Origin of the sequence: Parapedobacter lycopersici, from assembly GCF_024643285.1 — a bacterium.
In the GTDB taxonomy this organism is placed as follows: Bacteria; Bacteroidota; Bacteroidia; order Sphingobacteriales; family Sphingobacteriaceae; genus Parapedobacter; species Parapedobacter lycopersici.
On the sequence record NZ_JAMSLW010000002.1, the window covers coordinates 420181 to 445245 of the forward strand.

General features: G+C 47.7%; 19 protein-coding genes. 17 read left to right on the forward strand and 2 right to left on the reverse strand.

Going from position 1 to position 25065, the window contains the following annotated elements; all coding sequences use genetic code 11:
- Positions 1-34 precede the first annotated feature (34 nt).
- The 6 genes from sov (at position 35) to NEV57_RS05980 (ending at position 12207) form a co-directional block, all read left to right on the forward strand.
- Positions 35-7069, forward strand: a complete 7035-nt coding sequence (gene sov, locus NEV57_RS05955; protein WP_257657384.1) for a T9SS outer membrane translocon Sov/SprA — start codon at positions 35-37, stop codon at positions 7067-7069.
- A gap of 60 nt (positions 7070-7129) precedes the next feature.
- A complete protein-coding gene (panD, locus tag NEV57_RS05960) occupies positions 7130-7477 on the forward strand; it encodes an aspartate 1-decarboxylase (protein WP_257657385.1) in 348 nt (115 codons plus the stop codon).
- 128 nt (positions 7478-7605) lie between these two features.
- Positions 7606-10002 carry a TonB-dependent receptor gene (locus NEV57_RS05965; RefSeq protein ID WP_257657386.1) on the forward strand — a complete coding sequence of 799 codons (2397 nt, stop codon included), beginning with the start codon at positions 7606-7608 and terminating at the stop codon, positions 10000-10002.
- A 93-nt stretch (positions 10003-10095) separates the two neighbouring features.
- Positions 10096-10503 carry a thioredoxin family protein gene (locus tag NEV57_RS05970; RefSeq protein WP_257657387.1) on the forward strand — a complete coding sequence of 136 codons (408 nt, stop codon included), beginning with the start codon at positions 10096-10098 and terminating at the stop codon, positions 10501-10503.
- Positions 10504-10664: 161 nt separating this feature from the next.
- Complete coding sequence (locus NEV57_RS05975; RefSeq protein WP_257657388.1) at positions 10665-11246, forward strand: FKBP-type peptidyl-prolyl cis-trans isomerase; 582 nt, start codon at positions 10665-10667, stop codon at positions 11244-11246.
- Positions 11247-11286: 40 nt separating this feature from the next.
- The gene (locus NEV57_RS05980) at positions 11287-12207 is read left to right on the forward strand and encodes an FKBP-type peptidyl-prolyl cis-trans isomerase (protein WP_257657389.1); all 921 of its coding nucleotides are present in this window, start codon (positions 11287-11289) and stop codon (positions 12205-12207) included.
- 9 nt (positions 12208-12216) lie between these two features.
- Here the strand turns inward: NEV57_RS05980 and gldB are convergent, their stop codons facing one another.
- A complete protein-coding gene (gene gldB / locus NEV57_RS05985; protein WP_257657390.1) occupies positions 12217-13251 on the reverse strand; it encodes a gliding motility lipoprotein GldB in 1035 nt (344 codons plus the stop codon).
- Between the two features lie 77 nt (positions 13252-13328).
- Between gldB and NEV57_RS05990 the strand changes: the two genes are divergently transcribed.
- From NEV57_RS05990 to frr, 6 genes are all read left to right on the forward strand, one after another.
- A complete protein-coding gene (locus NEV57_RS05990; RefSeq protein ID WP_257657391.1) occupies positions 13329-13988 on the forward strand; it encodes an outer membrane beta-barrel protein in 660 nt (219 codons plus the stop codon).
- 19 nt (positions 13989-14007) lie between these two features.
- Entirely contained in the window at positions 14008-15651 is a 1644-nt protein-coding gene (locus NEV57_RS05995; RefSeq protein ID WP_257657392.1) for an NAD+ synthase, read from the forward strand.
- A gap of 115 nt (positions 15652-15766) precedes the next feature.
- Positions 15767-16348 carry a DUF4136 domain-containing protein gene (locus NEV57_RS06000; protein WP_257657393.1) on the forward strand — a complete coding sequence of 194 codons (582 nt, stop codon included), beginning with the start codon at positions 15767-15769 and terminating at the stop codon, positions 16346-16348.
- A 165-nt stretch (positions 16349-16513) separates the two neighbouring features.
- Positions 16514-17650 carry an N-acetyl-alpha-D-glucosaminyl L-malate synthase BshA gene (gene bshA / locus NEV57_RS06005; RefSeq protein ID WP_257657394.1) on the forward strand — a complete coding sequence of 379 codons (1137 nt, stop codon included), beginning with the start codon at positions 16514-16516 and terminating at the stop codon, positions 17648-17650.
- A gap of 95 nt (positions 17651-17745) precedes the next feature.
- Complete coding sequence (gene pyrH / locus NEV57_RS06010; protein WP_257657395.1) at positions 17746-18453, forward strand: UMP kinase; 708 nt, start codon at positions 17746-17748, stop codon at positions 18451-18453.
- Between the two features lie 26 nt (positions 18454-18479).
- Positions 18480-19043 carry a ribosome recycling factor gene (gene frr / locus NEV57_RS06015; RefSeq protein WP_257657396.1) on the forward strand — a complete coding sequence of 188 codons (564 nt, stop codon included), beginning with the start codon at positions 18480-18482 and terminating at the stop codon, positions 19041-19043.
- Between the two features lie 7 nt (positions 19044-19050).
- Here the strand turns inward: frr and NEV57_RS06020 are convergent, their stop codons facing one another.
- Positions 19051-20262 (reverse strand): alanine dehydrogenase, encoded by a 1212-nt coding sequence (locus tag NEV57_RS06020; RefSeq protein ID WP_257657397.1) that lies wholly within the window; start codon positions 20260-20262, stop codon positions 19051-19053.
- A 194-nt stretch (positions 20263-20456) separates the two neighbouring features.
- Between NEV57_RS06020 and NEV57_RS06025 the strand changes: the two genes are divergently transcribed.
- The 5 genes from NEV57_RS06025 (at position 20457) to ytxJ (ending at position 25064) form a co-directional block, all read left to right on the forward strand.
- Positions 20457-22382, forward strand: a complete 1926-nt coding sequence (locus tag NEV57_RS06025; RefSeq protein ID WP_257657398.1) for a polysaccharide biosynthesis protein — start codon at positions 20457-20459, stop codon at positions 22380-22382.
- Between the two features lie 70 nt (positions 22383-22452).
- Positions 22453-23133, forward strand: a complete 681-nt coding sequence (locus NEV57_RS06030; RefSeq protein ID WP_257657399.1) for a tetratricopeptide repeat protein — start codon at positions 22453-22455, stop codon at positions 23131-23133.
- A 59-nt stretch (positions 23134-23192) separates the two neighbouring features.
- Complete coding sequence (ribH, locus tag NEV57_RS06035; RefSeq protein ID WP_257657400.1) at positions 23193-23705, forward strand: 6,7-dimethyl-8-ribityllumazine synthase; 513 nt, start codon at positions 23193-23195, stop codon at positions 23703-23705.
- A gap of 269 nt (positions 23706-23974) precedes the next feature.
- Complete coding sequence (locus NEV57_RS06040) at positions 23975-24727, forward strand: hypothetical protein (RefSeq protein WP_257657401.1); 753 nt, start codon at positions 23975-23977, stop codon at positions 24725-24727.
- Positions 24728-24731: 4 nt separating this feature from the next.
- Positions 24732-25064 (forward strand): bacillithiol system redox-active protein YtxJ, encoded by a 333-nt coding sequence (gene ytxJ / locus NEV57_RS06045; protein WP_257657402.1) that lies wholly within the window; start codon positions 24732-24734, stop codon positions 25062-25064.
- The last annotated feature ends 1 nt before the right edge of the window (position 25065 follow it).

Sequence of the window (25065 nt, forward strand, 5' to 3'; positions counted from 1 at the left end):
AACTGATACCAATTTTACATCTACCTTGTACCAATTGAAAAGAAAACTGCCGTTCCGCGGCCTGCTGTTATTGCTGTCATTGCTGGCTATTGCTGTGCATAGCTCGGGCCAAACTGTTGTGGACTCTACCAGCCGGGACAGTATTAAACTAAAGTATCCATTTGACGACCTCCCCTTTCTGAACCTTTATCCAAAGCGGGGCGGCTTCCGCCTGGGCAATCCCTCAAATATTGACCGGGAAGTTGTTTTTGACCCGATTACCCGGCAATACATTATCCGCGAAAAATTAGGGAGCCGGCTGTATCGGCCGCCGCAGTATCTTACCATTGACGAGTATCAGGAATACGAGCAGCGACTGCTTAAACAGAATTACTGGCGTGAATTATCGGACCGGCAACTTACCACTGCACGGCAGGAACGGCTGATTCCTACCATTTATGTACAAAGTGAGGCATTTGAACGGATTTTCGGCGGAAACACCATCGATATCATCCCCCGGGGCAGCGCGGACATCAGTATTATGGCACAGCGTAACAAGAACGCGAACCCGATGTTCAACGAGCGTCAGCGCAGGCAATGGGGTTTCGATTTCGATCAGCGTATCCAGATGAACCTGACCGGCCAGATCGGCGACCGGCTGAAGATTACCACCAATTACAATACCGAGGCGCAGTTTGATTTTGAAAACCAGATCCGGTTGGACTATACGGGCAAAGATGACGACATCATTCAACGCATCGAACTGGGGAATGTCAGCATGCCCCTTAACACCACATTAATCAGTGGTACGCAGGCATTATTCGGCCTCAAAACCCAATTGCAGTTCGGGCGGTTGAACGTAACCGGAATTTTCTCGCAGCAACGTTCGCAACAACGGGAAATTACAATTAAAAATGGCGCTCAGGAGAGTGAGTTTGCATTGAAGGCTGATGAGTACGAAGATAATCAGCACTACTTTCTATCCCAGTATTTTCGCGACAATTTCAACCGTGCCATGGCGTTGGCACCGCTGATCACGACCGACATCAACATTACGCAGATTGAAGTGTGGATCAGCAACCGCAGCAATTCGGTTAATGATTCACGGGACGTGCTGGCGTTAATGGACCTGGGTGAATACACGCCATACAATTCGCTAATCAGCCGCGGCAGTTCCCGATACCCGTCGACAGGTATACCGGGCGAACTGGCCACGCAGGTATCCAACAACCTGCTGACGCTGCTCCCCCCGGATGCACGTTATACGCAATCCAACGGTGTACAGGCCTTTTTCCAGGGCACGGGCGGCAATGACAACTATGCCAAGCTGACTTATGCGCGCAAGCTGAACGAAGGGACGGAATATACGGTGAACCGACGCTTGGGTTTTATTTCGTTGAACATGCCCCTGAACGGCGACCAGATACTGGCAGTAGCTTATCGCTACACCGCCAATGGACGGGAGTACCAGGTGGGGGAATTCTCCACGGATATTCCAGTGACTCCCTCGCAACCGCAGATGCTGTATGCCAAGCTGCTGAAAAATGAAATCCTGAAAACCAATTTACCCACCTGGGACCTGATGATGAAGAACATCTACTCGATCGGAGCCTATGGGGTAGGACAGCTTAACTTTAAGTTCAATATTTTCCGGATTGAAGATGAGAGCGGTGTGGAGCGCCCGGCCATGTATGAGGGACAAAACACGCAGAATAAACTCTGGATACAGTTAACGGGACTCGACCGGCTCAATCCGCAAAATGCACAGCAGCCCGATGGGTTCTTTGACTTTCTGCCGGGGTTGACCATTGATCCGGAACGGGGGCGCGTCATGTTCCCCGTTGTCGAACCGTTCGGCAGTGACCTGGCCAGGCAGTTTGTGCCCGGGGCCGAACAGGCGTTAATTGACAAATATGCTTACCAGGCGTTGTACGACTCAACCAAAGTGATCGCACAGCAGTTGTTTCCCAATAAGAATCGATACCTTATTAAAGGCACTTATGAATCGGAAGTAGGCACCGAGTTCCAGCTGGGTGCGATTAACGTTCCACGGGGCTCAGTACAGGTATTCGCCGGCCCGGCACCGCTCCAGGAAGGCGTCGATTTCATGGTCGATTACGATATCGGCCGTGTACGGATTCTCAACCAGGCACTGCTGCAATCCGGACAACCCATCCGCATAAAAATGGAGAACAATGAGTTATTCGGACTGCAGCAACGCACCATGTTGGGCGGGCGGCTCGACTACCTGGTAAATGATAAATTACAGCTGGGCGGTACCATCATGAACCTGACAGAACGGCCACTAACGCAAAAGGTAAACATCGGAGAGGAACCCATATCAAATACGATGTGGGGACTGGACATGACGTATAATTCACCATCGCGGTGGTTAACGAGGCTTGTCGATAAAATCCCCTTTATTGACACCCGGGAGGAATCATCAATCTCCTTTTATGGTGAGTTTGCCCAGCTGCTGCCCGGTCATCCGCGGGCGCTGAACTTTGCCGGCACGCGGAGCGGGATAACCTATGTCGATGATTTCGAAAATAGCCGCTCGTTTATCGATCTTAAAGGAGCATATAACTGGCAGTTGTCGGGTACACCACAATTATTCCCAGAATCTCAGCTGATCGACTCGCTGCCTTACGGATTCAATCGGGCACGGTTGGCCTTTTATAATATTGATCCGATATTTTACCGAAACATCAACCTTACGCCAAGTAACATCAACCATACGGAATTATCCAGTCACCGGGTTCGTGAAGTACTGGAGCAGGAAGTATTCCCATACCGTGAGTCCACTACCGGATTGCCGTTGTTCCTGTCGACGCTTGACCTGGCGTTTTACCCGACCATCCGCGGACCGTATAACTACACCACAACCGGTGTTAATCCCGACGGGACACTTACCAATCCCCGCCGCAGGTGGGGCGGTATGTTCCGGAAAATCGATGCCCCTGATTTCGAAGCGCAGAACATAGAATTCATCGAACTGTGGATGATGGATCCATTTGCCACTAACCCCGGCTCACCGGGCGGGGACCTGTACTTCAATCTGGGTAATATCTCCGAAGACATCCTGAAGGATGGTCGGAAGGCAATGGAAAACGGCATGTCACCCTCCGGCGACCTCTCGCAGATTGATGAAACGAACTGGGGAAGGGTACCCCGGCAGCAGCCCGTAATCCAGGCATTTGATAACGACCCGGCAGCACGGGCACGGCAGGATATTGGACTGGACGGGTTAAACGACAGCGACGAACGGGGTTTTCACGCCAGTTTCCTCACCCAGACACAGGCCCTGCTCAACTCCAATGCTGCCCAGGAGCTGATGGATGACCCCTCGGGTGACAACTTCCGTTATTTCCGCGGGCCGGACCTGGACAACCAGAATGCAGGTATCCTGAAACGGTACGAACGTTTCAATGGTCCGGAAGGTAATGCACGCACCCCCGAACAATCGCAGAACGAGTTCGGCGTGGAGACATCGGCTTCCACCCTCCTTCCGGATGGGGAAGACATCAACCGGGATAATAACATGAACGAGGCGGAAGAATACTACCAGTATAAAGTGTCGCTCCGGCCGCAGGACATGGTAGTTGGTGAAAACTATATCTCCGATATGCACGTTGCGGAAGTTTCACTGCCCAATGGCACAAAGGAACAGGTCAAATGGTACCAGTTCCGTATTCCGCTCGCACAGTATAAAGAGCGCATCGGTGATATCCGCGATTTTAAGTCCATCCGTTTCATCCGGATGTTTATGACTGATTTTGCCGATACGGCCGTTGTCCGGCTGGCACAGGTACAGCTCGCCCGTGGCGAATGGCGCCGGTACAATGCGGAAAATAATACCGCCAAGGTGATCGTTGATCCCAGCATGGGCAACGTGAGCCTGGATCAGTCCACCATTGAAGTGGCGGCGGTCAATATTGAGCAGAATGGCAACCGTCAGCCGATACCATACGTGGTTCCGCCGGGTATTGAGCGCCAAATGGACTGGGGGAACCTGAACACCAATGTGAGGCTCAATGAGCAATCCCTGTCGTTGGATGTAAAAAACCTACGCGACGGGTACGGACGCGCCGCATACCGCACGGCAACCAACGATTTCAGGGCCTATGGCCGCCTGGAAATGTTTATCCATGCTGAAGGGATGTACTTAAAGGATGGGGATTTCCGTGCGTTCATAAGGGTAGGTACCGATGATCAGTATAACTACTACCAGTATGACATGCCCCTGAAAATCACACAGCCCGGCACGGCAGACCCGGAAACCATATGGCCCCAGGAAAACCGGATGAATGTCCGTATCCGTATTTTCCAGGAAGCTAAGGAGGCACGGAATAAAGCGACGCTTAATGGGCAGCCCTGGCCGATTGATGAACCCTTTACCTATTTTGATGGCCAGAATCGGGTAATCGTGATGGGGCAGCCCGATATCAGCAAGGTGCGGTTTTACATGCTTGGCGTAATGAATCCCCTTCGCGGCAGCGAGGTAAGTATTCCCGGCGACGACGGCCTGGATAAATCCGGCGTCTTTTGGTTTAACGAATTGCGCCTGAGCGATTTCGATGACAAAGGTGGCTGGGCAGTTACGGCAAGGATGAATGCGAAGCTAGCCGACTTTGCGAACATTACCGTTTCGGGCAGCAAAAGCACCATCGGCTTTGGCTCGATAGACCAGCGTATCGGCGAGCGCAGCCGCAGCGAGGACCGCTATTTCGATATTGTGACCAACGCGGAGCTGGGCAAATTCTTTCCGACGGATTATGGCCTGCGTATTCCGTTGTTCTTTAGCTACACGAATCAGGTGAGCACACCTGAATACAATCCGCTGATGCCGGATATTGAGATGAACAGTGCGCTGGCCAATTTATCACGCAACAGCCGCGATTCGCTCCTGCGGGTAACCCAGGATTACACCACCCGCAAAAGTTTTAACCTCACCAATGTCCGCAAAATCCGTACGGATATTGAGAAGCCGGTCCGCCCCTGGGATATTGAGAACTTCAGTGCCACGTACGCCTATTCGCAGTATTATCACCGCGATTATTTAACCGAAATTGCGTTGCAGAAAAATTACCGTGCAGCACTGGATTACACATTCAGTGCCAGCGGCGAACACTTTATTGAACCTTTAAAAAACAGCTTTAAGAAAAATTACCTGAGCTTGCTGCGGGATTTTAATTTCAATCTGATGCCCTCGTTGCTCAATTTCCGCATTGATGTAAACCGGATATACAACGAAAATACGCTCCGCGACAACTCGCCCGACAATTTCCTGCCAAGCATGGGAACGCTGTATAATAAGAATTTTACGATGAATCGGCTATACGGCATCAGCTGGAACCTGACGAAGTCGTTAAGGCTTGATTTTAACGCCACAAATTACGCCATTGTAGATGAACCCGACGGGCGGCTGTATGGCCTGAAACGGGATACACTGTGGGAAAATTTCTGGCGGCTGGGCCGCACGACGGACTACAACCACATGCTGAATATTACCTATTCACTGCCAATCAGCAAAATCCCCGGCTTAGACTGGATCAATGTGGATGCCCGATACGGCGCTCAATTCGCCTGGCAGACCGAACCGCTGTTATCCATTAACAGCGCCGAAATCAACATGGGAAACAGCATCCAGAATTCACGCACTATTCAGGTAAATCCGACATTAAACATGGCGGGTTTGTATAATAAATTTGGCTTCATCCGCAATAATACCGGACTGGACGCGTCGGGTGCAGGAGCATTTTTTACCGGTTTGCTCACCAGTATCAAAAATATTAACGCGGCCTATACACGGGTACAGAACACCTTTTTACCCGGTTATCTGCCAAAGACAAATATGCTGGGGTACGACTTTGACCGGAATGCGCCCGGATGGGGATTCCTGTTTGGCAGTCAGCGTGACATCCGCATGCGTGCAGCGGCCAATGGGTGGATTACTACCGACACGTTGCAGACGCAGCTTTATATGAATTCGCTAACGGAGGATTTCTCACTGCGCGCCATGATGGAGCCTTTCCGCGACCTTAATATTGAGCTTACCGCGGTAAAATTAAATAACCGGAATTATACTTCATCTTTCCAGTATACCGGCGAAACGGACAATTACCGGAATCTTACCCCGGTGACTACCGGGAACTACAGTATTTCCTATCTCTCCATCGGTACGGCATTTAAAGACCACGAACAGCTGTTCCGTACATTTGAACGGAACAGACAGGCCGTTTCCCAGCGGTTGGGACAGCGTAATCCCAATTCAACCGGCTCGGAAGACGGGTTTGCAGATGGTTACGACCGCACCTCCCAGGATGTAGTGGTCAACGCTTTTTTGGCGGCTTATCGCGGCAAGGATGCACGCCGGAGTAAATTAACCAGTTTTCCGAATATCCCATTTCCGAATTGGAATGTTACTTATAATGGCCTGAGTAAAATACCCCTGCTTAGTGAATTCGTTACCTCACTGACCTTGCGTCATGGTTACAATAGTCGGTACTCCATTAATGGATACAATTCGGTGATCCGCTATTCGGAGGTAAACGGATTTCCGTTTGAGCGGGATATCAATGGTAATTTCCTGCCGGAATATCAGTTTCAGCAAATCTCGATCTTCGAACAGTTTACACCGCTATTGGGTCTGGATGCGCGTTTTAAAAATGACCTGACTGCCAATGTGGAATACCGGAGGGGCCGTACGTTGAATCTAAGTCTGCAAAATAGCCAGCTGGCGCTGCTCAACGACGAATCTTTTGTACTGGGCATGGGTTATCGCGCGACCGGCTTCCGTATGCCGTTTGGGTGGTTCAGCAATTTCAAGATGAGCAACGACCTTAACTTCCGGCTGGATGTGTCTATCAACGATCTGAAAACACTGGTATATCGCTCGGATATTAACGAATCAGAAGTGTCCGCGGGGAATAAAAGCATTTCCTACCGCCCGTCCATTGACTATGTCATAAACCAGCGGTTTAATATCCGGCTATTTTTTGACAGCAATTCCGTACGTCCATATACCTCACAGACTTTTGCCACTTCCTATGCGAATTTCGGCTTTAATCTGCGCGTGATGTTCCAGTAAGGGAGACGGTGCTTTTTATTGGGCGTCAGTGAATAGTTAGATTTTCCGTATCTTTGTACCATGATCATAGAGGTATTGAAATCCAAGATTCATCGGGTGCGGGTCACACAGGCAGAATTGAACTATGTGGGAAGTATCACGATTGATGAGGATTTGCTGGATGCGGCGAATATGCTTGCGAACGAAAAGGTGCAGGTCGTAAACAACAACAACGGAGCCCGCTTTGAAACGTATGTAATTAAGGGGGAACGGGGCTCGGGTACGATCTGCCTGAACGGGGCCGCAGCCCGGCTTGCACAGGTAGGTGATGTAATCATCATTATTTCATACGCACAAATGGAATTTGAAGCTGCAAAAACGCATCAGCCGATATTGGTCTTTCCTGATGAAAACAACAAGTTGATTTAGGATACAACAACAACTAACACTAATTTTAGATTATCCTAATTAAAATGTTAGGCTAATCAAACTTTATGACTACCTTTGCAGGAGTTATTCTTGTATTGGTTATGGTTAAACAGTAAAATTAGTTGTTAATGAAGCTATTCTTTCTCTCCCGCATCAAGCCTGTCCCCTTTCCGGCACTGTTAAAACATCTTTTTTTGGTTGGTTTGTTAAATTTGCTCTCCGGCCATCTTCATGCACAGGACACCGGTATATTGACCGGAAAGGTTACCTCTACTGATTCCCTCCCGCTTGACAAAGCATCCGTTACCATTGAACGCACCGATTTAGGTACCACAACCGCCGCAGATGGAAAATTTGAATTCCATCTCCCTCCCGGTGAATACCGCGCATGGATACGCATTGTGGGTTACCAGCCCCACCGGAAGTCTATTGTGATTTCATCCGGCAAAGTCACCCATATTGACGTGATATTACAGGAAGATCGCCTCAACTTAAATGAAGTTGTCGTCAGTGCCACCCGTTACGGCGTTGACCGTCGGGAAGCCCCGGTCATTGTAAATGTGATCAGCCCGAAAATATTCAATGCAACACAATCTGTCGCCATGTCCGAAACACTGAATTACCAACCGGGTGTACGCGTAGAGACCAACTGTCAGAATTGCGGATTTACGCAGGTAAGACTCAATGGGCTGGGCGGTGCATATTCCCAGATTCTGATTAATAGCCGCCCCGTGTTCAGCGCCCTTAGTAGTGTATATGGTCTTGATCAGATCCCCACCAGCATGGTCGACCGCATTGAGGTAGTACGGAGTGGCGGATCAGCGCTATTCGGATCGAATGCCATTGCCGGAACCATCAACGTGATTACCAAGGACCCGGTGGAAAACACCTGGCAGATCGGTTCCACCAATGCACTGGTCGATGGTTCCAAATGGGACAACACCGTCGATTTCAATGCCTCAATTATCTCGGAAGACCTGGCCACGGGTGTAACATTCTATGGTATGAACCGTAATCGGCAAGCATTTGATGCCAATGGGGACGGATTTACGGAAATGACCAAGCTGAAAAACACAACATTTGGTGGAAAGGCGTTTTATATGCCGTCCGATGTTAACCGGATAACACTGGATTTCAGTGTGATCAACGAATTTCGGCGTGGCGGGGACCGTCTCGACCTGGCCCCGCACTTTACTGACATTACGGAACAGCTGGATTACAGCACGTTTTTGGGTGGACTTACATTTGATCATTACAGCACGGATTACAGAAATAAATTTTCGGTTTACACTTCGGCACAGAAGGGAAAAAGGAATAGTTTCTACGGCGGTCTGGGAGGAAACAGGACACCTGCGGACAGCTTACTGGCGAGCAACGCCTATGGCCATACCGATGACCTGGCGTGGGTAGGCGGGCTACAGTTCACGCACAACTTTGCGAATGATGTGCTGACCGCCGGTGCCGAACATCAGCTTAACGATACCCAGGATGAAATCGCCGGATATGCACGTTTGGTTGACCAGACCTCCAACAGCACCGGGCTTTACGCACAATACGAATGGAAACCGGTGAGTGCATTTACAGCGCTCGTGGGTGCGCGCTATGACTATGTGACCATCAATGGCCGCTATACGCTCCGTGACATCAACCGGATCGGCGACGTCCGTACCGGTGTGCTCAGTCCGCGGCTTACGTTGCTGTACAACATTACGGACGACCTACAGTTCCGGGGTGGTTATGCCCGTGGCTTCCGGGCGCCGCAGGCATTCAATGAAGATATGCACGTATCGTCCGTTGGAGGCCAGCAGGTGTTTGTCCTGATTTCCGACAACCTGAAAACCGAGTATTCCAATGCCTACACGGCCTCGCTGAACTTGATGAAAAATGTTGGAAACACGCAGTTCAGTGCATTGGTTGAAGGCTTTTACACCGATCTGCGCAACCCGTTCACAAATGTGTTGTCCACGGAGCTGGCAGGTGTACTGCTTGAGGAAATGCGGAATGGCGCAGGAGCTTATGTGACCGGCACCAATATCGAGCTGAGTATGGCACCATCTGCCCGCTATAGCCTGCAGGCCGGGGGCACCGTACAGCGCTCGCGCTACCGTGAGGCCCAGGTACTCTTTGATGGTACTGCGGAACTGCCGGCAGTAACTACGGATGAATTTGTAAAATCGCCTAATGTATACGGCTATATCAGCAGTAACTGGAAAGCAACCGAGCAGCTCAGTGTCGACGTAACCGGTACATATACGGGGTCTATGATTGCTCCGCACGTGGTAAATGACAATGCTTTCATCCTGTTAAAAAATACCCCGGAGTTTTTTGAACTTAACATGCGTCTAGGTTATGTATTTAAGATTAAAACGGACTTTAGCATAGAGTTAAGCGGAGGGGTGCAAAACCTGTTGAATAGCTATCAAAAAGATTTTGATATGGGTCCGGCAAGGGACTCGGACTATATTTACGGCCCGGCGAGGCCACGCACTTATTTCCTCGGGTTAAAAATCGGACACTTCCATTGAAATACTTTTATTGATATGAACCGGCGGACGTTTATTTCCCATTGTTGCCTCACGGCTTGCGTCGTTCTCCCAGGGCCTACCATAGTCAGGGCAGTGCAGAAGCAGCAGATTAACTGGCTGACATTTGAGCAGCTGTCCGACTCCCTGGTCCATAGCCCTAAAAAAGTGCTAATCAGCTTCTATACCGATTGGTGTGTTTATTGTCACAAAATGCACCGGGAGGTTTTCACCAATCCCGAAGTAGTACGCCGGGTAAATGCCGCCTATTATGCGGTAAAGTTTGATGCCGAGTCGACCGATGCTATTCATTTTGACGGGCAGCTGTTTCTAAACCGGCGGGCAACCAAACGCAGAAAAGGTTTTCACGATATCGCATTACTGCTGGGTTCGCGGAACGGCCAATTTAACGTACCTGTAACGCTTTTGTTGGATCCGGATTTCCGGATGATTCACCGCAGCTTCCAATACCTGGACAGCAAAAAGCTTTTAGAGTTGTTGTAATTTCGCTTTTGGGTGTAGCAATCTGGAACAACCCAACGTTATAAAACGCATAGTACCACCGGCAATCGCATTTGCCCGGTGGTTTGTTAAATTGTGTTAATTGGTCTATTAATCGGATTATTTAAATAACTTTGCGATTGCAAGGTACTAACATGAACAACATGAAAAAAGTAAATTTACTTGTATTGGGCCTGGTTGTCACGATGGGTTTTTCTTCCTGTCTGAAAGAGGATTCGTTTGATGAAAGTGCGCAGTTTGAGCTCGAGAAACCCCTGTTGGAAAAATATGCAACAGAAAATTTCGACAACCCACAGCTAAATGAAACGCTGGGCATATGGTATGAAGTGCTTGAGGAGGGTGATCCTGATTCTTATGAATATAAAATCATCCAAAATGCACAGAATCCAAATGAACCGTATGTGGAAGCGCCCGAGGTCTTAGTGAAGTATACCTTGAAGTTACTTGACAATACGGTGGTTGAAGAAAAATCAGCTGGTGTAGAGATGTCACTGGGCAGAACCATCTATGCTTGGCAGTATGCTTTTTTACCACGACAGATTGAAGGGCGATCGCTTTCTGGGCTAACCGAAAATGGTTTGAAGAAGGGTTCTCGAATCCGAATTGCAACACCCTCACGCTGGGCATACCGGAATGGCGGTAGTAATGGCATTGCACCCAACACACCACTGGTCTTTGATATCGAGGTACTCGACATCCATTCGCCCGATGATGATGCGGAGTAACGGCTGTAACTATTAGTAAATAAAGTATTTCACATAAAAAATGACCAAATCGACTTCTTATTTTGCTGCTGCCGGACTGGCAATGATTATATCACTGGCAGGTTGTGAGAAAAAGGAATATCAATCGGTTGAGGAGATGGATAGTATCAATATCCAGGACTACATCCGGAAGAACAACCTGAATGTGCAGCGGTATAAAGAAACCGATCTTTTTTACGAGGTACTGGAGGAAGGCACCGGAAGGCCGATCAGTTATGATCAGGTTTACCCGATTGTGTATACCGTCAAAAGTCACGACGGGGTATACAACGCCAATGATACCCTAGACAGGAATAACCGATATGGCGAATATTTCGGTTATTTCCCGTTTGGATCATCCCTCGCCGGCCTGCCAAACTCACCGGTTGAGCAAACCGGCGACTTTAAAGAAGTTATCCGGGAAGCATTACAGCGTACCAACGGCAAGATCCGCATCATCGTTCCCTCCCGTCTGATGTATGGGCGCAAAGGTAATACGGCGCTCGGCGTTCCCCCCAATGCGTCGATGGATTACGAGGTAATCGTGCATGATAATTTTGAAGATTATGAAGACGGCGTGATTCGTAACGCAATTGCCAAAGCAGGATTGGATATCGCTGATTTTACCAAACGGGAAGATAATATTTACTACCATATCATTACGCCGGGTGATGGCGATGTGATAACTACGGATTCCACGGTAACAGTGGATTATACCCTGCGGAACCCCGCGGGTGTTACTATCGATTCAGGAACGGATGCAGAATTCAGTTTAGGCGGCGGTACCATTGAGGCGTGGCCTAAGATCATCCCCTTGATTAAGAAAGGTGGAAAAATCAGGTTCTTCACGCCAAGTGCCCATGCCTATGGCCTTACCGGAAGCTCTACGGGTAGCATTGGCCCATTCCTGACGTTGGACTTTGAAGTAGAGGTTAAGAAATAAAATAAGCCCTTATCGGCCTCCCCGGTACCTGGATTCGTCCAGTATCTGCTGGGCATCTTTATTAGCAAGCAGCGCCGGAAGCGAAACCTCCGGGTGTCGGTCCATATAATTCCGTACAATTTTCCATCCGATAAAAACACCTAATTTGGGTGCCGATTCATTCCCTTCCCCTAACTCAGGTGTAAAGGGCGCCTCGCCGAGGTATTTCTGAATGCGGTAATAATTGGCATCGTATAACAATTCTTCCTGTAAAAACCAGGCCCATATATCCCGCTCATAGTTCGCTGCCCATTCCTGCTGCTGTCCGGTATATCCGATTTTAAGGCTATCCGCCACATCCGGCAGTACCTGATCCATCATATAAAGGATTTTCCCCTGATATACCATATGCTGAAGGAGGTTGACATCGAGGTCGTTCTGCGGCAGTAACTCCTGGCGTATATAGGTCTCCACCACACGGGGAACGATATTTTCAGGGGTGAACCGGCGTGACAGGTAATGCGGAATGCTCTCGCGCAGCGCCGGATAAAATTCGGAATCCTCCCCCAGGAACATATCCAGTCCAATGCCAATGTAGCCCTGTCCGACAGGAACCTGCATGGCAAATCCCGAAAAAAAGGCAATGAATCGCGGAACAGTCATTTCCGGAAAATAGTATTTCAATCGCTTAAATGCATCGGTTAGTCCCACCTCCTGCGCTACCATATCCGGATAGGTAGTGTAAACACTGCTTTTCAACGCCTTAAAATCATCCGTTTCAATTACCTGTTTCAAAACTGCTGCAATGCGCAGGCTATCCAGTGGATTACCGGCCTCCAGCATATGCTGCATGTAATCGGCATAGAAATAATCATACCGGTTAAGCCACTCCCGGTTCTTCTGAAGGATATTATCCCGATGGAGGCTGTCCAATGCCTTATCGAATCGCTCGATATGAACAACCACATCAATGTGGCTGACGTCGATGCGCTCCCTCCCTCCGCAGGAAGCCAGGACGATAATCAAAAAAAAGCCATAAATTAGCGGCGTTCGAATTTCAAGCATTATTTTTGTTTCGTTGTTGGCAACGAAGTTAATGAAAAGTTGGTATTCAGACAGCCCACAGGTATAACGCAACCCATATGTTACGACGCATCACCCCATTTTTACTTTTAGTTATCTTACTTACCCTGAGTGGCCGCACCTCGGCACAGGACTACTACAGTTCTACTTATCAATACAAACCCATATCGCTGGGTATCACGTTTTCACCCAATATGGGATGGATGCGGTATGGCGATTCAGACCAATACCAGGGAGCGGCAAAATTGGGGTATGCCTATGGCTTATTGGCGGATTTCGCCTTTTCGGAGAACTATTATTTTGCTTCAGGATTATTAATCAACACATTGAACACAAAAAGCACTGGACCCGCCGCGGATGTGGCCGGCGCAACGATAGACCGGGAATACCGGATTCAGTATGCGGAAATACCCATTGCGCTAAAATTGAAAAGTACCCAGCGGTACTTCCGCAGTTACTACGGGCTATTCGGATTCACCGCTGGTTTTAAATTGAATGCGAAAGAAAAACAACAAGGTGCCGATACCCGTACTTCCCTGGGCAAGGAGGCAGATTTACTGCGTCTGGCATTGCAGATTGGGGGTGGCGTTGAATGGCAACTGGATCACAACCTGGTGATGATGACCGGGCTGACGTTCAACAACGGATTTACGCAGGCTATCAGAGCCGGCGAACCACGGAACTCGTATGCCGCATTCAACTTCGCTATTTTTTTCTAACCAGGCTTAATAAACGTACATGATCATCGCGCTGGCACAGCTCAACTACCACATTGGTAATTTTGAGCAAAATACTGCTAAAATAATCCGGGCCATTCATTCAGCCCGGGATCAGGGGGCCGACCTTATTGTGTTTGCCGAACTGGCGATTGGCGGTTACCCGGCAAAGGATTTATTACGGTCCGACGCTTTTCTGGCGGCCTGCCAGCAGTCGCTGCTTCAGATCGCCGAACAAAGTCTTGGCATTGCCTGCATTATTGGCGTGCCTTTGTCCAACACGACAGGCAGGGGTAAAGCGCTGTTCAACTCGGCAGTCTTTTTAGCTGAAGGCAAAGTACAGCAAATCGTCAACAAAGGATTGTTGCCCGATTATGACATATTTGATGAATACCGTTATTTCCAACCGGCCGATACGTATCAATGCATATCTTATCAGGGACACCGGATTGCACTGACTATCTGTGAGGACCTCTGGAATGCTGCGGAGCCTAAATTATACGCGGGGAGTCCGATGGACAAGCTACGTGAAGAACAGCCGGACATTATAATCAACATTGCCGCATCGCCATTTTCATACAGCCACCAGCAAGAGCGCATTGCTGTATTGCAGACAGAAGCGAAACGGTCGAAACTGCCGCTGCTGTACCTGAACCAGGTGGGGGCACATGCTGATATCATTTTTGATGGCCGGTCCATTATCCTTTCAGACGAAGGTGAGCTGGTGGATACGATGGCACCTTTCGAAGAGGATATTTGTTATTACCGGCTTGAAAACAACAAGATTGCACCGCTGCAAAAGCACAGCGATCTGCAGCAACCGGATGAAATTGTCCTGATTTATCAGGCATTGTTACTTGGCATTCGGGATTATTTCAAAAAATCGGGATTTACGCGAGCGGTAGTGGGATTATCAGGAGGAATCGATTCCGCGGTCGTTGCGGCACTTGCATGTGAGGCGTTGGGACCAGAGAATGTGATGGCCGTCCTTATGCCTTCCGTGTATTCAAGCGATCATTCTGTCAGCGATGCGCTTGATCTGGTACACTACACCGGATGCCTGCATGAAATCATTCCTATACAACCCATCGCCGAAGCGTTCAACCAACAGTTAACGACTGCTTTTAAAGGGCTACCGCCGGATATCACCGAGGAAAATATCCAGGCCCGCGTTCGCGGCACCCTGTTGATGGCGGTGGCAAATAAACACGGTTACATTCTTCTGAACACATCCAATAAAAGCGAAGCTGCCGTTGGCTACGGCACCCTGTACGGGGATATGGCAGGCGCATTGGGCGTAATCGGCGACGTGTACAAGACGCAGGTATATCAATTGGCGCACTACATTAACCGCGACCGGATACTCATACCCCACAACACGTTGATAAAGCCACCTTCCGCGGAATTACGGCCAGACCAGCAGGACAGCGATTCACTGCCGGAATACGAGCTGTTGGATGCGGTACTCTTTCAATATATCGAACATGAAAAAAGCGCAGAGCAACTTGTTGGTCTGGGCTTCGACCCCGCATTGGTAAACCGCATCCTGAAACTGGTCAACCAGGCAGAATTCAAACGTTTCCAAAGTCCGCCTATACTACGAATAAGTAATAAGGCATTTGGTGGCGGACGGGTGATGCCGCTGGTAGCCAAATACCCCCTTTAACCCTTCAGTCCAGCTGATTACTATTAAAATCCGTTAAACCTTTTTCGGGATTAATCGTCTAATGAATGACTGATCACCACGTAGGCGATTGTCTATACCGAAAGGAGGCTGACAAATGAAAAAGCTGATTATATATATGCTGCCACTGGTCATGGTGGCACTTTCCTGTTCTTCATACCGGTATCATACGACCAAAATGACCGGAAGAGACTTTTCGCAGTTCCATACCTATGGCTGGTTACCACCGGTAGATTCGCTTTCCAAGTCGTATTTTGATAACGATATTGCACAAAACAATATTATGGAAACGGCGAACCGGGAATTGGAGGCCCGTGGACTGACCTATACCAAAGACAACCCCGATCTACTATTCCGGTATATTGCCATTGTAAACAATAAAAGCAAGCCGTTATATGCTCCTGCTTATGGTTTTTATCCATGGGGAATGTGGGGGTACAACCCTTGGATGTGGGGGGGATGGCATATGGGCTGGAATCAACCGGCAGGGAAAACATTGTACCGTGCAGGACACATTATCATTGAAGCCCGGGAACGAAAGACGGACGCCGTGATCTGGCAGGCAAGGGGTACGGGTGAGGTACGGACCCCCGAAGACGCGATCAATAAGCTGCCCGAAGTAGTTGCCCAGGTGATGGCACAGTACCCTGTTCCGCCACAGACGGCCAGCGGCCGCTAACCCAGCGACTATGTGTACAACAATAACAAGGCGCTCAATCCCGCAATCTTTTTACGTTCAGATGAGCTAACCATCGAGAAAAATACCCGTATTTTGTGATAGGTAAAAGTACAGGCTCCCTATGTGGACGCCTGCGGCAGTTTATATTACAAATAACATATTCAAATGAAAATAGGCATTGTATGCTATCCTACCTTCGGCGGAAGTGGTGTAGTAGCAACGGAATTGGGGAAAGCGTTAGCTGCCCATGGGCACCAGATCCATTTCATCACGTACAGCCAGCCGGCACGACTTGATTTTTTTTCTGAAAACCTGTTTTATCACGAAGTTACCATTTCCAAATATCCGCTTTTTGATTTCCCCCCTTATGAATTAGCGCTTGCCAGTAAATTGGTCGATGTGGTCCGCTTTGAACAACTGGATATCCTACATGTTCATTACGCAATTCCCCACGCCTCTGCCGCTTTTATGGCCAAACAGATACTGGCAACTTATAACATCAAAATTCCGGTGGTAACTACGCTGCATGGCACAGACATTACGCTGGTTGGCAAAGACGCAAGTTATAGCCCGGTCGTTACCTTTTCCATTAACCAATCGGACGGGGTTACCGCCGTTTCGCAGAACCTGAAAGCAGAAACATTGAACCACTTTGATATTCATCGTGAAATCCGCGTCATACCCAATTTCATCGATCTCGCCCGGTTTAGCCTCAAACCGCGGCAGCATTTTAAGCAGGCCATTGCCCCTGGTGATGAACGGATATTGGTGCATACGTCTAACTTCAGGAAAGTAAAGCGCACAACCGATGTAATCCGGATATTCAAAAAAGTAAAGGAAAGAATACCGAGTAAACTGCTGATGGTAGGTGACGGACCGGAGCGCACGCATGCCGAACAATTGTCACGTGAACTCGGTGTCGCTGATGATGTCCGGTTTCTCGGCAAGCAGGATGCCATTGAAGAAATCCTGTCTGTATCTGATCTATTCCTGATTCCATCGGGTTCGGAAAGTTTTGGGCTTGCGGCATTGGAGGCTATGGCCTGTAAAGTACCCATTATTTCATCCAATACCGGTGGACTACCGGAGCTAAATCACAATGGGGTTACCGGTTACCTCAGCGAGATAGGTGATGTCGATGATATGGCGGCCAATGCCATTCATATCCTGGAGGATAATGACCGGCTTGAGCAGTTTAAGGAAGCTGCCCTGAACCGGGCAAAAGATTTTCAGCTGGCCAATATTATGCCGCTTTATGAGCAGTATTATCAGGAAGTCATTGCAGAAGTTGCTTCAGCGTAGCCCAGGTATAACCGATTTCTTGCGATTGACGGGCCGACGGTACAAAAAAACTTTTATCTTTGGCGGTTGAAAAGTCTTTCCCAAGGCAATAATATATGAAATATAAACGCATCCTTCTGAAACTCAGCGGTGAAGCGCTGATGGGTGATCAGAGCTACGGCATCGACATTAACCGGGTCCTTCAATACGCCAAAGATATCAAAGAAATCCACGGTAAGGGAATGGAAATAGCCATCGTAATCGGTGGCGGTAACATCTACCGTGGGCTTAGTGCCGAACAGGCCGGAATGGATCGTGTGCAGGCAGATTACATGGGCATGCTGGCTACCGTTATCAACAGCATGGCACTGCAGGATGCTTTGGAAAAGCTACAGATCAAAACCCGGCTGCTCACTGCAATTAAAATGGAGCAGATCTGTGAGCCGTTCATCAGACGGCGTGCCGTCCGGCACCTTGAAAAGGGAAGGGTTGTTATTTTTGGTGCAGGTACCGGAAACCCTTATTTTACTACCGACACAGCCGCTTCGTTACGTGCTATCGAAATCAATGCAGATGTCGTACTCAAAGGAACCCGCGTAGATGGCATTTATACAGCAGATCCGCTGAAAGATCCGAAAGCCACACGGTTTGACGAGATCACTTTTCAAGACGTTTACAACCGCGGACTGAATGTGATGGACATGACCGCTTTCACATTATGCCAGGAGAACAAATTACCCATTATTGTCTTCGACATGAACAAACCAGGGAATCTGGCACGGCTTGCCAATGGCGAATCCATTGGGACGTTAGTGAAAGAATAGTTGTTTTTATCAAATAAATAAATGACATGGACGAACTTATAGCGCTACAATTAGAAGACAGTGCCGCCGAAATGGGTAAGGCAGTGGCTCATACCGAATCTGAACTGACCAAAATCCGCGCCGGAAAGGCCATGCCTTCCATGCTTGACGGCATATATGTGGATTATTACGGCACTGCCACACCCTTAGCGCAGATCAGCAATATCAATACCCCCGATGCTCGTACACTGATGATACAGCCTTGGGAAAAAAACATGCTATCGGCCATTGAAAAAGCTATTCTGGATGCAAATATTGGTTTAACACCCCAAAATGACGGTAATGTCATCCGGCTGATTATCCCTCCCCTTACCGAAGAACGCAGACGGGATCTTGTAAAAAAGGTAAAAGAAGAAGCCGAAAAAGGCCGCGTAACCGTAAGGAACTTACGCAAAGATGCCAATGACGGGATCAAAAAGCTTAAAAACGACGGTGTTTCCGAAGACGAGATCAAAGCTGGGGAAGCTGAAGTACAGAAGCTGACAGACAAGTATATTGTCGCAGTGGACCGGCTTGCCGAAGCCAAGGAAAAAGATATTATGACGGTATAATACCGGTTTAATGGTTAGAGATAACCAGTAAATCCAGGTCTTTTGGTGTCATCCCAAACTTATTGGCCATATCTTTATTTGTAAGGTGTCCCTGAAAAAGGTATATCGCATTGCGGATACCGGGCCTTGACCAAATCAGATTCATTACACTCCCCATTTCTCCGACATCCAGCAGGATTGGCGTAAGGATATTGGTTAGTGCGTAGGTTGCAGTACGGGCGACCCGCGATGCGATATTGGGAACACAGTAATGGATAACGTCATATTTCCGGAACACGGGCTCCGCATGATTCGTTATCTGAGAAGTTTCAAAACATCCACCCTGATCGATACTTACATCGATCAGTACCGAATTCGGCTTCATTTTAGCGACAGTTTCTTCGCTGATGACACAGGGGCTCCGGCCATTGGTCGCACGGATGGCGCCGATCACCACATCACAGGAAATCACCGCCTTGCGCAAAACGATTGGCTGAATAACCGAAGTAAACACCCGGCTTCCCACATTATTCTGCAACCGCCTGAGTCGGTAAACAGAGGAATCAAATACCTTAACCTGTGCACCCAGTGAAATGGCTGTCCGTGCAGCAAACTCCCCTACCGTGCCCGCTCCAATGATAACCATTTCCGTCGGGGGAACACCGGTAATTCCACCAAGCATCAATCCTTTTCCATCAAAAACATTGCTGAGATATTCTGCCGCTATTAGCACTGAAGTAGCGCCGACAATTTCACTCATCGCCCGCACGACAGTAAGCGTGCCCCCCTCGTCGCGCAGGTATTCATACGATAAAGCCGTTATCTTCTTTTTCATCAACGCCTGCAGCAGCTCCAGACTCATCAGCGACGGCTGTTGAGAGGAAAGCAACATCTGTCCGCTCCGCATCAGCTCTACTTCTTCTAGTGTGGGCGGGGCAATCTTGATGACTATATTAGCTTTATAAACTTCTTCTTTGTTGTGTACAATACGTGCTCCCTGTTCGCTGTAATGATGGTCTAAAAAATTGGCGGCGTTTCCGGCACCACTTTCCAACACTACTTCATGGCCGTTTTCAATGAGCAGCGCCACGGAAAGAGGTGTTAAGGGAACACGGTTCTCCTGAAAGCTGATTTCTTTAGGTATTCCAATGAAGAGGCTGTCTTTCTTTTTCCGGTTTTCCAATACAGCTTCTTGGGGCTGTAGTAACGCCTGACGCGCCAATTTAGATAGCTCACTCATAGGGTTCACATTCGCAAAATTGTTAATACGCGAAAATAATCAAAGTTATTAACAATAACGATAGACAACGGGCTTTGCCTGCATTAAAATTTCCGGTAAATGGCTAAAAAAGCAAATGAGCCGCTGAATCTTTTTTTCTATCGGAAAATAGTATATTTGAAAACTATCAATTGTCACCCTATACAATAAACTAAATGTTTGATCGGTTTAGCATCGTACCCCGCTGGGTGATTTTTATGCTGGATTTGTGCTGCAGCGCTGTAGCATTGTTCTTTGCGTCATTATTATTAAATGGTTTCAATTATCAGGCAATCCATTCGACGACATTCAGCCGGAACCTGCTGATTCTCTTAGGTGTTAATATGATGGTATTTTACCGGCTGCAAATGTATGCCGGTATCGTGCGGTATACAAGTGCATTGGATTCCGTACGTATCCTATCATCCATATCACTAACGGTTGTCATCCTCTTTCTCTTGAACAATATACTGATCGCATTCAACCGTGCGCCGATATTAACCAACAGCCTGTTAATTGCTTATGGATTAATGAGCTTTCTGTTTCTCATTACCTATCGGTCTGCGGTTAAGCTTTTCTTTTTATACATTAAAAACATGAAGGTCAACCGGCGGCAGACAATTATATATGGTGCCGGCGATGTAGGTATTGCCACTAAACGGACCCTGGATCACGATCATAACACCAACAACGTCGTTGTTGGTTTCATTGACGACAACGCACAGAAAATCGGTAAGGTCATTGATGGTGTACGGATTTATGATACGGAATATTTCGAGCAGCTCATCCTATTGGGAAAAGTAGACGAGTTGATCATTTCCACGCATAATATCCCGGTTGAGAAGAAGACCAGAATCGTCGATTTGTGCCTGGAAAAAAACGTAAAGGTGCTTACCATGCCACCGGTTCACCGCCTCATCAACGGCGAAGTTAATGCAAGCCATATCCAGAAGATGCGGATTGAGGACCTGCTCGAACGCGAGGCCATTAAAATCAACAATCAATCCATCAGTCGGCAGCTGAAAGGCAAACGGATTTTAGTAACCGGTGCTGCCGGATCCATCGGCAGTGAAATTGCACGGCAGTTGGGACATTATGCACCCCAGATGGTCATCCTGAATGACCAAGCTGAAACACCCTTGCACGAATTGCACCTGGAATTGCTGGAAAGCCAAAAAGGTCAGGTATACCACGCTTATATTGGTGATATCCGTGATGAAGAGCGTATGGAGTCGTTGTTCCGCACATTCAAGCCACATTACGTATATCATGCCGCGGCATATAAACATGTGCCGATGATGGAAAACCATCCCGTGGAAGCCGTCCGGACGAATATCATGGGTACCCGTCTGCTTGCCCGTTTGGCCGTACAGTATGGTGTCGAAAAATTTGTTATGATCTCTACAGATAAAGCGGTAAATCCCACGAACGTAATGGGTGCATCCAAACGCATTGCGGAGATCTACGTACAAACTTATTTCAACCACCTATTGCAAAAAAACACATTGCTGGAGGGCAATAATGGCCAAGCGCACACACTTTTTATTACCACCCGATTCGGGAATGTACTAGGATCCAACGGCTCTGTAATACCTAGATTTCAGGCACAGATAGAAAAAGGCGGTCCACTAACGGTAACCCATCCTGAAATCACCCGTTTTTTCATGACCATTCCCGAAGCCTGCCAACTGGTACTGGAGGCAGGCTCCATGGGAAAAGGCGGAGAGATTTATGTATTTGACATGGGTGAATCGGTAAAAATTGTGGAACTGGCAAACAAAATGATCAAATTATCCGGCCTTGTACCCAACAAAGATATTACGATTGAATATTCAGGGCTTCGCCCCGGCGAAAAATTATACGAAGAGTTGTTGAACGATTTAGAAAACACCTTACCTACACACCATCACAAGATCATGATCGCCAAAGTAAGAGATTATGATTTTGAAGCCGTCAATAAACAAATTGACAACCTAGTTGCAAGCGCCAGACATCAAAATGAACGGGAGATCGTATTCAAAATGAAGGAAATGGTTCCCGAGTTCAAGAGTAATAATTCCATCTACGAAGAATTGGATAGACGGAAAAATATGGATGCATAGTATTTCGGAGACAAAACTTGCATATCATTTGTAAAAGTGTATTTTTGCAGTCCGAATTTTAAACACAGAAATGTCAAGTAATCAAAAACATAAAGCTACGGTGACTGCTCCGGTTAAAAAGGGAAGCGGTAGCTTCATCCTTGAAAATCAAAAAAGTCTGGTCTTCATCCTTGGTGCAATCGTCGTATTGATTCTGTTATACATCGGTTATCAGCGGTTTTATTTGGCGCCACGGGCGGAGACAGCTGCGAACCAACTCTACAAAGCAGAGACATACGCGACTATCGACTCATTGCAGCAAAGAGCAATTGAGGGAGATGGATCCTATCCCGGATTTAAAGAAATTGCGGATGAATACGAAAATACAAAGTCTGCTAATATTGCGAACGCCTATTTGGGCGGTTTGTATTTACGCCAAGGCAAATACCAAGAGGCCATAAATGCATTGGAAAAATATAGCAATACGGGTAGTACCATTCTTGATCCGCTGGTTATCGGGTTGCTTGGCGATGCACACAGTGAACTTAAAGACTATAAAAAAGCGGCTTCCTATTATAAAAAGGCTGCCGAAAAAAACCAGAATATGTTTACGTCTCCTCTTTTGCTGAAGAAATTAGGACTTGTGTATGAAGCACAGAATGATTTTAAACAGGCAATAGCGGTTTACAAACAGATCCAGGCAGATTATCCGGAGAGCCATGAGGCCTCCACAGTAGAAAGCTACATAGCCCGTGCGGAAGCACAGTTGTAGCCTACCTAATATATTAGCAACGGCGGCACTCACCTGCCCCACACATTTCTGTATTTGCTATGGCCAGCAATCTCAAAAGTTTATCGGACTTTTCCCATCTCCATGTGGCTTCAGCCGCACCTTACCGATTTGGCATTGTGGTTTCCCAGTGGAACGCTCAGGTAACCGAAAGCTTATTGAACGGTGCATTACAGGCACTGAAAAAACATGGCGCACACGATGAAAACATTCAGCTTGCCGAGGTACCCGGCAGTTACGAATTAACTACCGGGGCTGATATTTTGCTTCGTGACCCGTCTTTGGATGCTGTCATCTGTTTAGGCTGTGTAATACAGGGGGAAACCCGCCATTTTGACTACATCTGCAGTGCCGTCGCGCATGGTGTTACCCAGGTGGCAATAAAATACAATAAGCCGGTTATTTTTGGCGTTTTGACTACAGATAACCTGCAACAAGCGCTGGATCGGTCGGGAGGCATACATGGCAATAAAGGGGAAGAGGCCGCTATTACAGCAATCCAGATGGCGGCATTAAGCAATCGGCATGTTCCTCCGGTTGCAGGCATGGATTAGTACGGGTTATACAAGTTTTAACAAAATAGTTATCTTTGTAAACGAAATCCGCTGACATGAAAAAGACGATCACGATTGGTTTGATTTTTATATTGCTTGGATGCTTAGCATTGCAATCCTGCTCAAGGAAAACGTGCGCGGCCTATAATACCTATCCGAAAACAAAACGCATTCGATAATTGTTAACTTCACTTAGACAATGCAGTCGCCGCCTGGACACTTAAACGTTTGGGTTATCTGCGAACTGGTTATTGACAGAGACTTGAGGGATGATGGATAATCACGTAAAAATCTATCTAAGCATATTATTATCCTTATTTAGTTATTGTGCTACTTCTTATGGCCAGACGGCAGATACCGCCCTGGAAGCCAAGATCTGGAAAGGTGTCGGCGGAAAAGAAAACTGGCAGAAAGCAAGGTATTTTATGTTTAGCTGTCTCGGCGGAAAGGGCCAGCATTTCGTGCAGGGCGAACGCCGGTATTTATGGGATAAACAGACGGGTGATTGCAGATTTGAAGGGATTACTGCCGATGAGGATACGTTGGTAGTATTATTCAATTTAAAGACGTCATCAGGTGCAGCATATGTGAATGAGGAACGGCAGGAAGACCAGCAGGCGACAACGCTCGTTGAGGAAGCACTTTCGGCATTCGAAATGGATGCTAATTTATTGTTTCTTCCAACGTCGCTGGAAGGAAAAGATGTTTCCTATATTGTAGAGGAAGAAAAGCTAATAGGCGCTAAACGATTCAAAGTAATCAAGCTTCAAAATCATAAAACCAGTTTCGAAACTTCTGTGAAGGGCCTGTTATATATCAATGAGCAGACGGGCCACATCCAGCATTGGCTACCCAGTCAGACCGATCAGCCGGTTTATTACGCAATAAGCGGGTTTAAAGATATTGGGGGAGGACTGGTATTACCTACCCGTTTCAGTGGAGATGACAGCACCACAACCATAACCTATCCGCTGGCTGCAGCGCTTGTCAATATAGAAGCACATAAATTTAACAGACCTTAAACGAATGAACTGGATAACATTGCGTTCAATAGATCAATTGGAGGCTATCAGGAACAATCCCGAACAAACTTATATTATTTTTAAACACAGTACACGCTGTCCCGTAAGCGGTATGGCAAAACGTAACATCGAATACACCAGCCCCCCTGTCCCGGATGATATTACGCTGTACTTCCTAGACCTTATTGCATTTCGCGAAATCTCCAATGCGATTGCGGAATGGTGGGGTATTAAGCATGAATCGCCCCAGTTATTATTAATTAAAGGAGATCAATGTATATATCACGCATCGCATAGTGATATTGATATGGAAGTGCTTTTACAGCAATTAGCTTAAC

Excerpts from the sequence above, each read along its gene's own strand:
- NEV57_RS06040 (WP_257657401.1), top strand. The coding sequence starts at position 23,975 with ATGATGGATAATCACGTAAAAATCTATCTAAGCATATTATTATCCTTA.
- NEV57_RS06020 (WP_257657397.1), bottom strand. The coding sequence starts at position 20,262 with ATGAGTGAGCTATCTAAATTGGCGCGTCAGGCGTTACTACAGCCCCAA.
- NEV57_RS05975 (WP_257657388.1), top strand. The coding sequence starts at position 10,665 with ATGAAAAAAGTAAATTTACTTGTATTGGGCCTGGTTGTCACGATGGGT.
- NEV57_RS06000 (WP_257657393.1), top strand. The coding sequence starts at position 15,767 with ATGAAAAAGCTGATTATATATATGCTGCCACTGGTCATGGTGGCACTT.
- frr (WP_257657396.1), top strand. The coding sequence starts at position 18,480 with ATGGACGAACTTATAGCGCTACAATTAGAAGACAGTGCCGCCGAAATG.
- NEV57_RS06025 (WP_257657398.1), top strand. The coding sequence starts at position 20,457 with ATGTTTGATCGGTTTAGCATCGTACCCCGCTGGGTGATTTTTATGCTG.
- panD (WP_257657385.1), top strand. The coding sequence starts at position 7,130 with ATGATCATAGAGGTATTGAAATCCAAGATTCATCGGGTGCGGGTCACA.
- ytxJ (WP_257657402.1), top strand. The coding sequence starts at position 24,732 with ATGAACTGGATAACATTGCGTTCAATAGATCAATTGGAGGCTATCAGG.
- NEV57_RS06030 (WP_257657399.1), top strand. The coding sequence starts at position 22,453 with ATGTCAAGTAATCAAAAACATAAAGCTACGGTGACTGCTCCGGTTAAA.
- gldB (WP_257657390.1), bottom strand. The coding sequence starts at position 13,251 with ATGCTTGAAATTCGAACGCCGCTAATTTATGGCTTTTTTTTGATTATC.
- ribH (WP_257657400.1), top strand. The coding sequence starts at position 23,193 with ATGGCCAGCAATCTCAAAAGTTTATCGGACTTTTCCCATCTCCATGTG.
- NEV57_RS05990 (WP_257657391.1), top strand. The coding sequence starts at position 13,329 with ATGTTACGACGCATCACCCCATTTTTACTTTTAGTTATCTTACTTACC.
- NEV57_RS05995 (WP_257657392.1), top strand. The coding sequence starts at position 14,008 with ATGATCATCGCGCTGGCACAGCTCAACTACCACATTGGTAATTTTGAG.
- pyrH (WP_257657395.1), top strand. The coding sequence starts at position 17,746 with ATGAAATATAAACGCATCCTTCTGAAACTCAGCGGTGAAGCGCTGATG.
- bshA (WP_257657394.1), top strand. The coding sequence starts at position 16,514 with ATGAAAATAGGCATTGTATGCTATCCTACCTTCGGCGGAAGTGGTGTA.
- NEV57_RS05965 (WP_257657386.1), top strand. The coding sequence starts at position 7,606 with ATGAAGCTATTCTTTCTCTCCCGCATCAAGCCTGTCCCCTTTCCGGCA.
- NEV57_RS05980 (WP_257657389.1), top strand. The coding sequence starts at position 11,287 with ATGACCAAATCGACTTCTTATTTTGCTGCTGCCGGACTGGCAATGATT.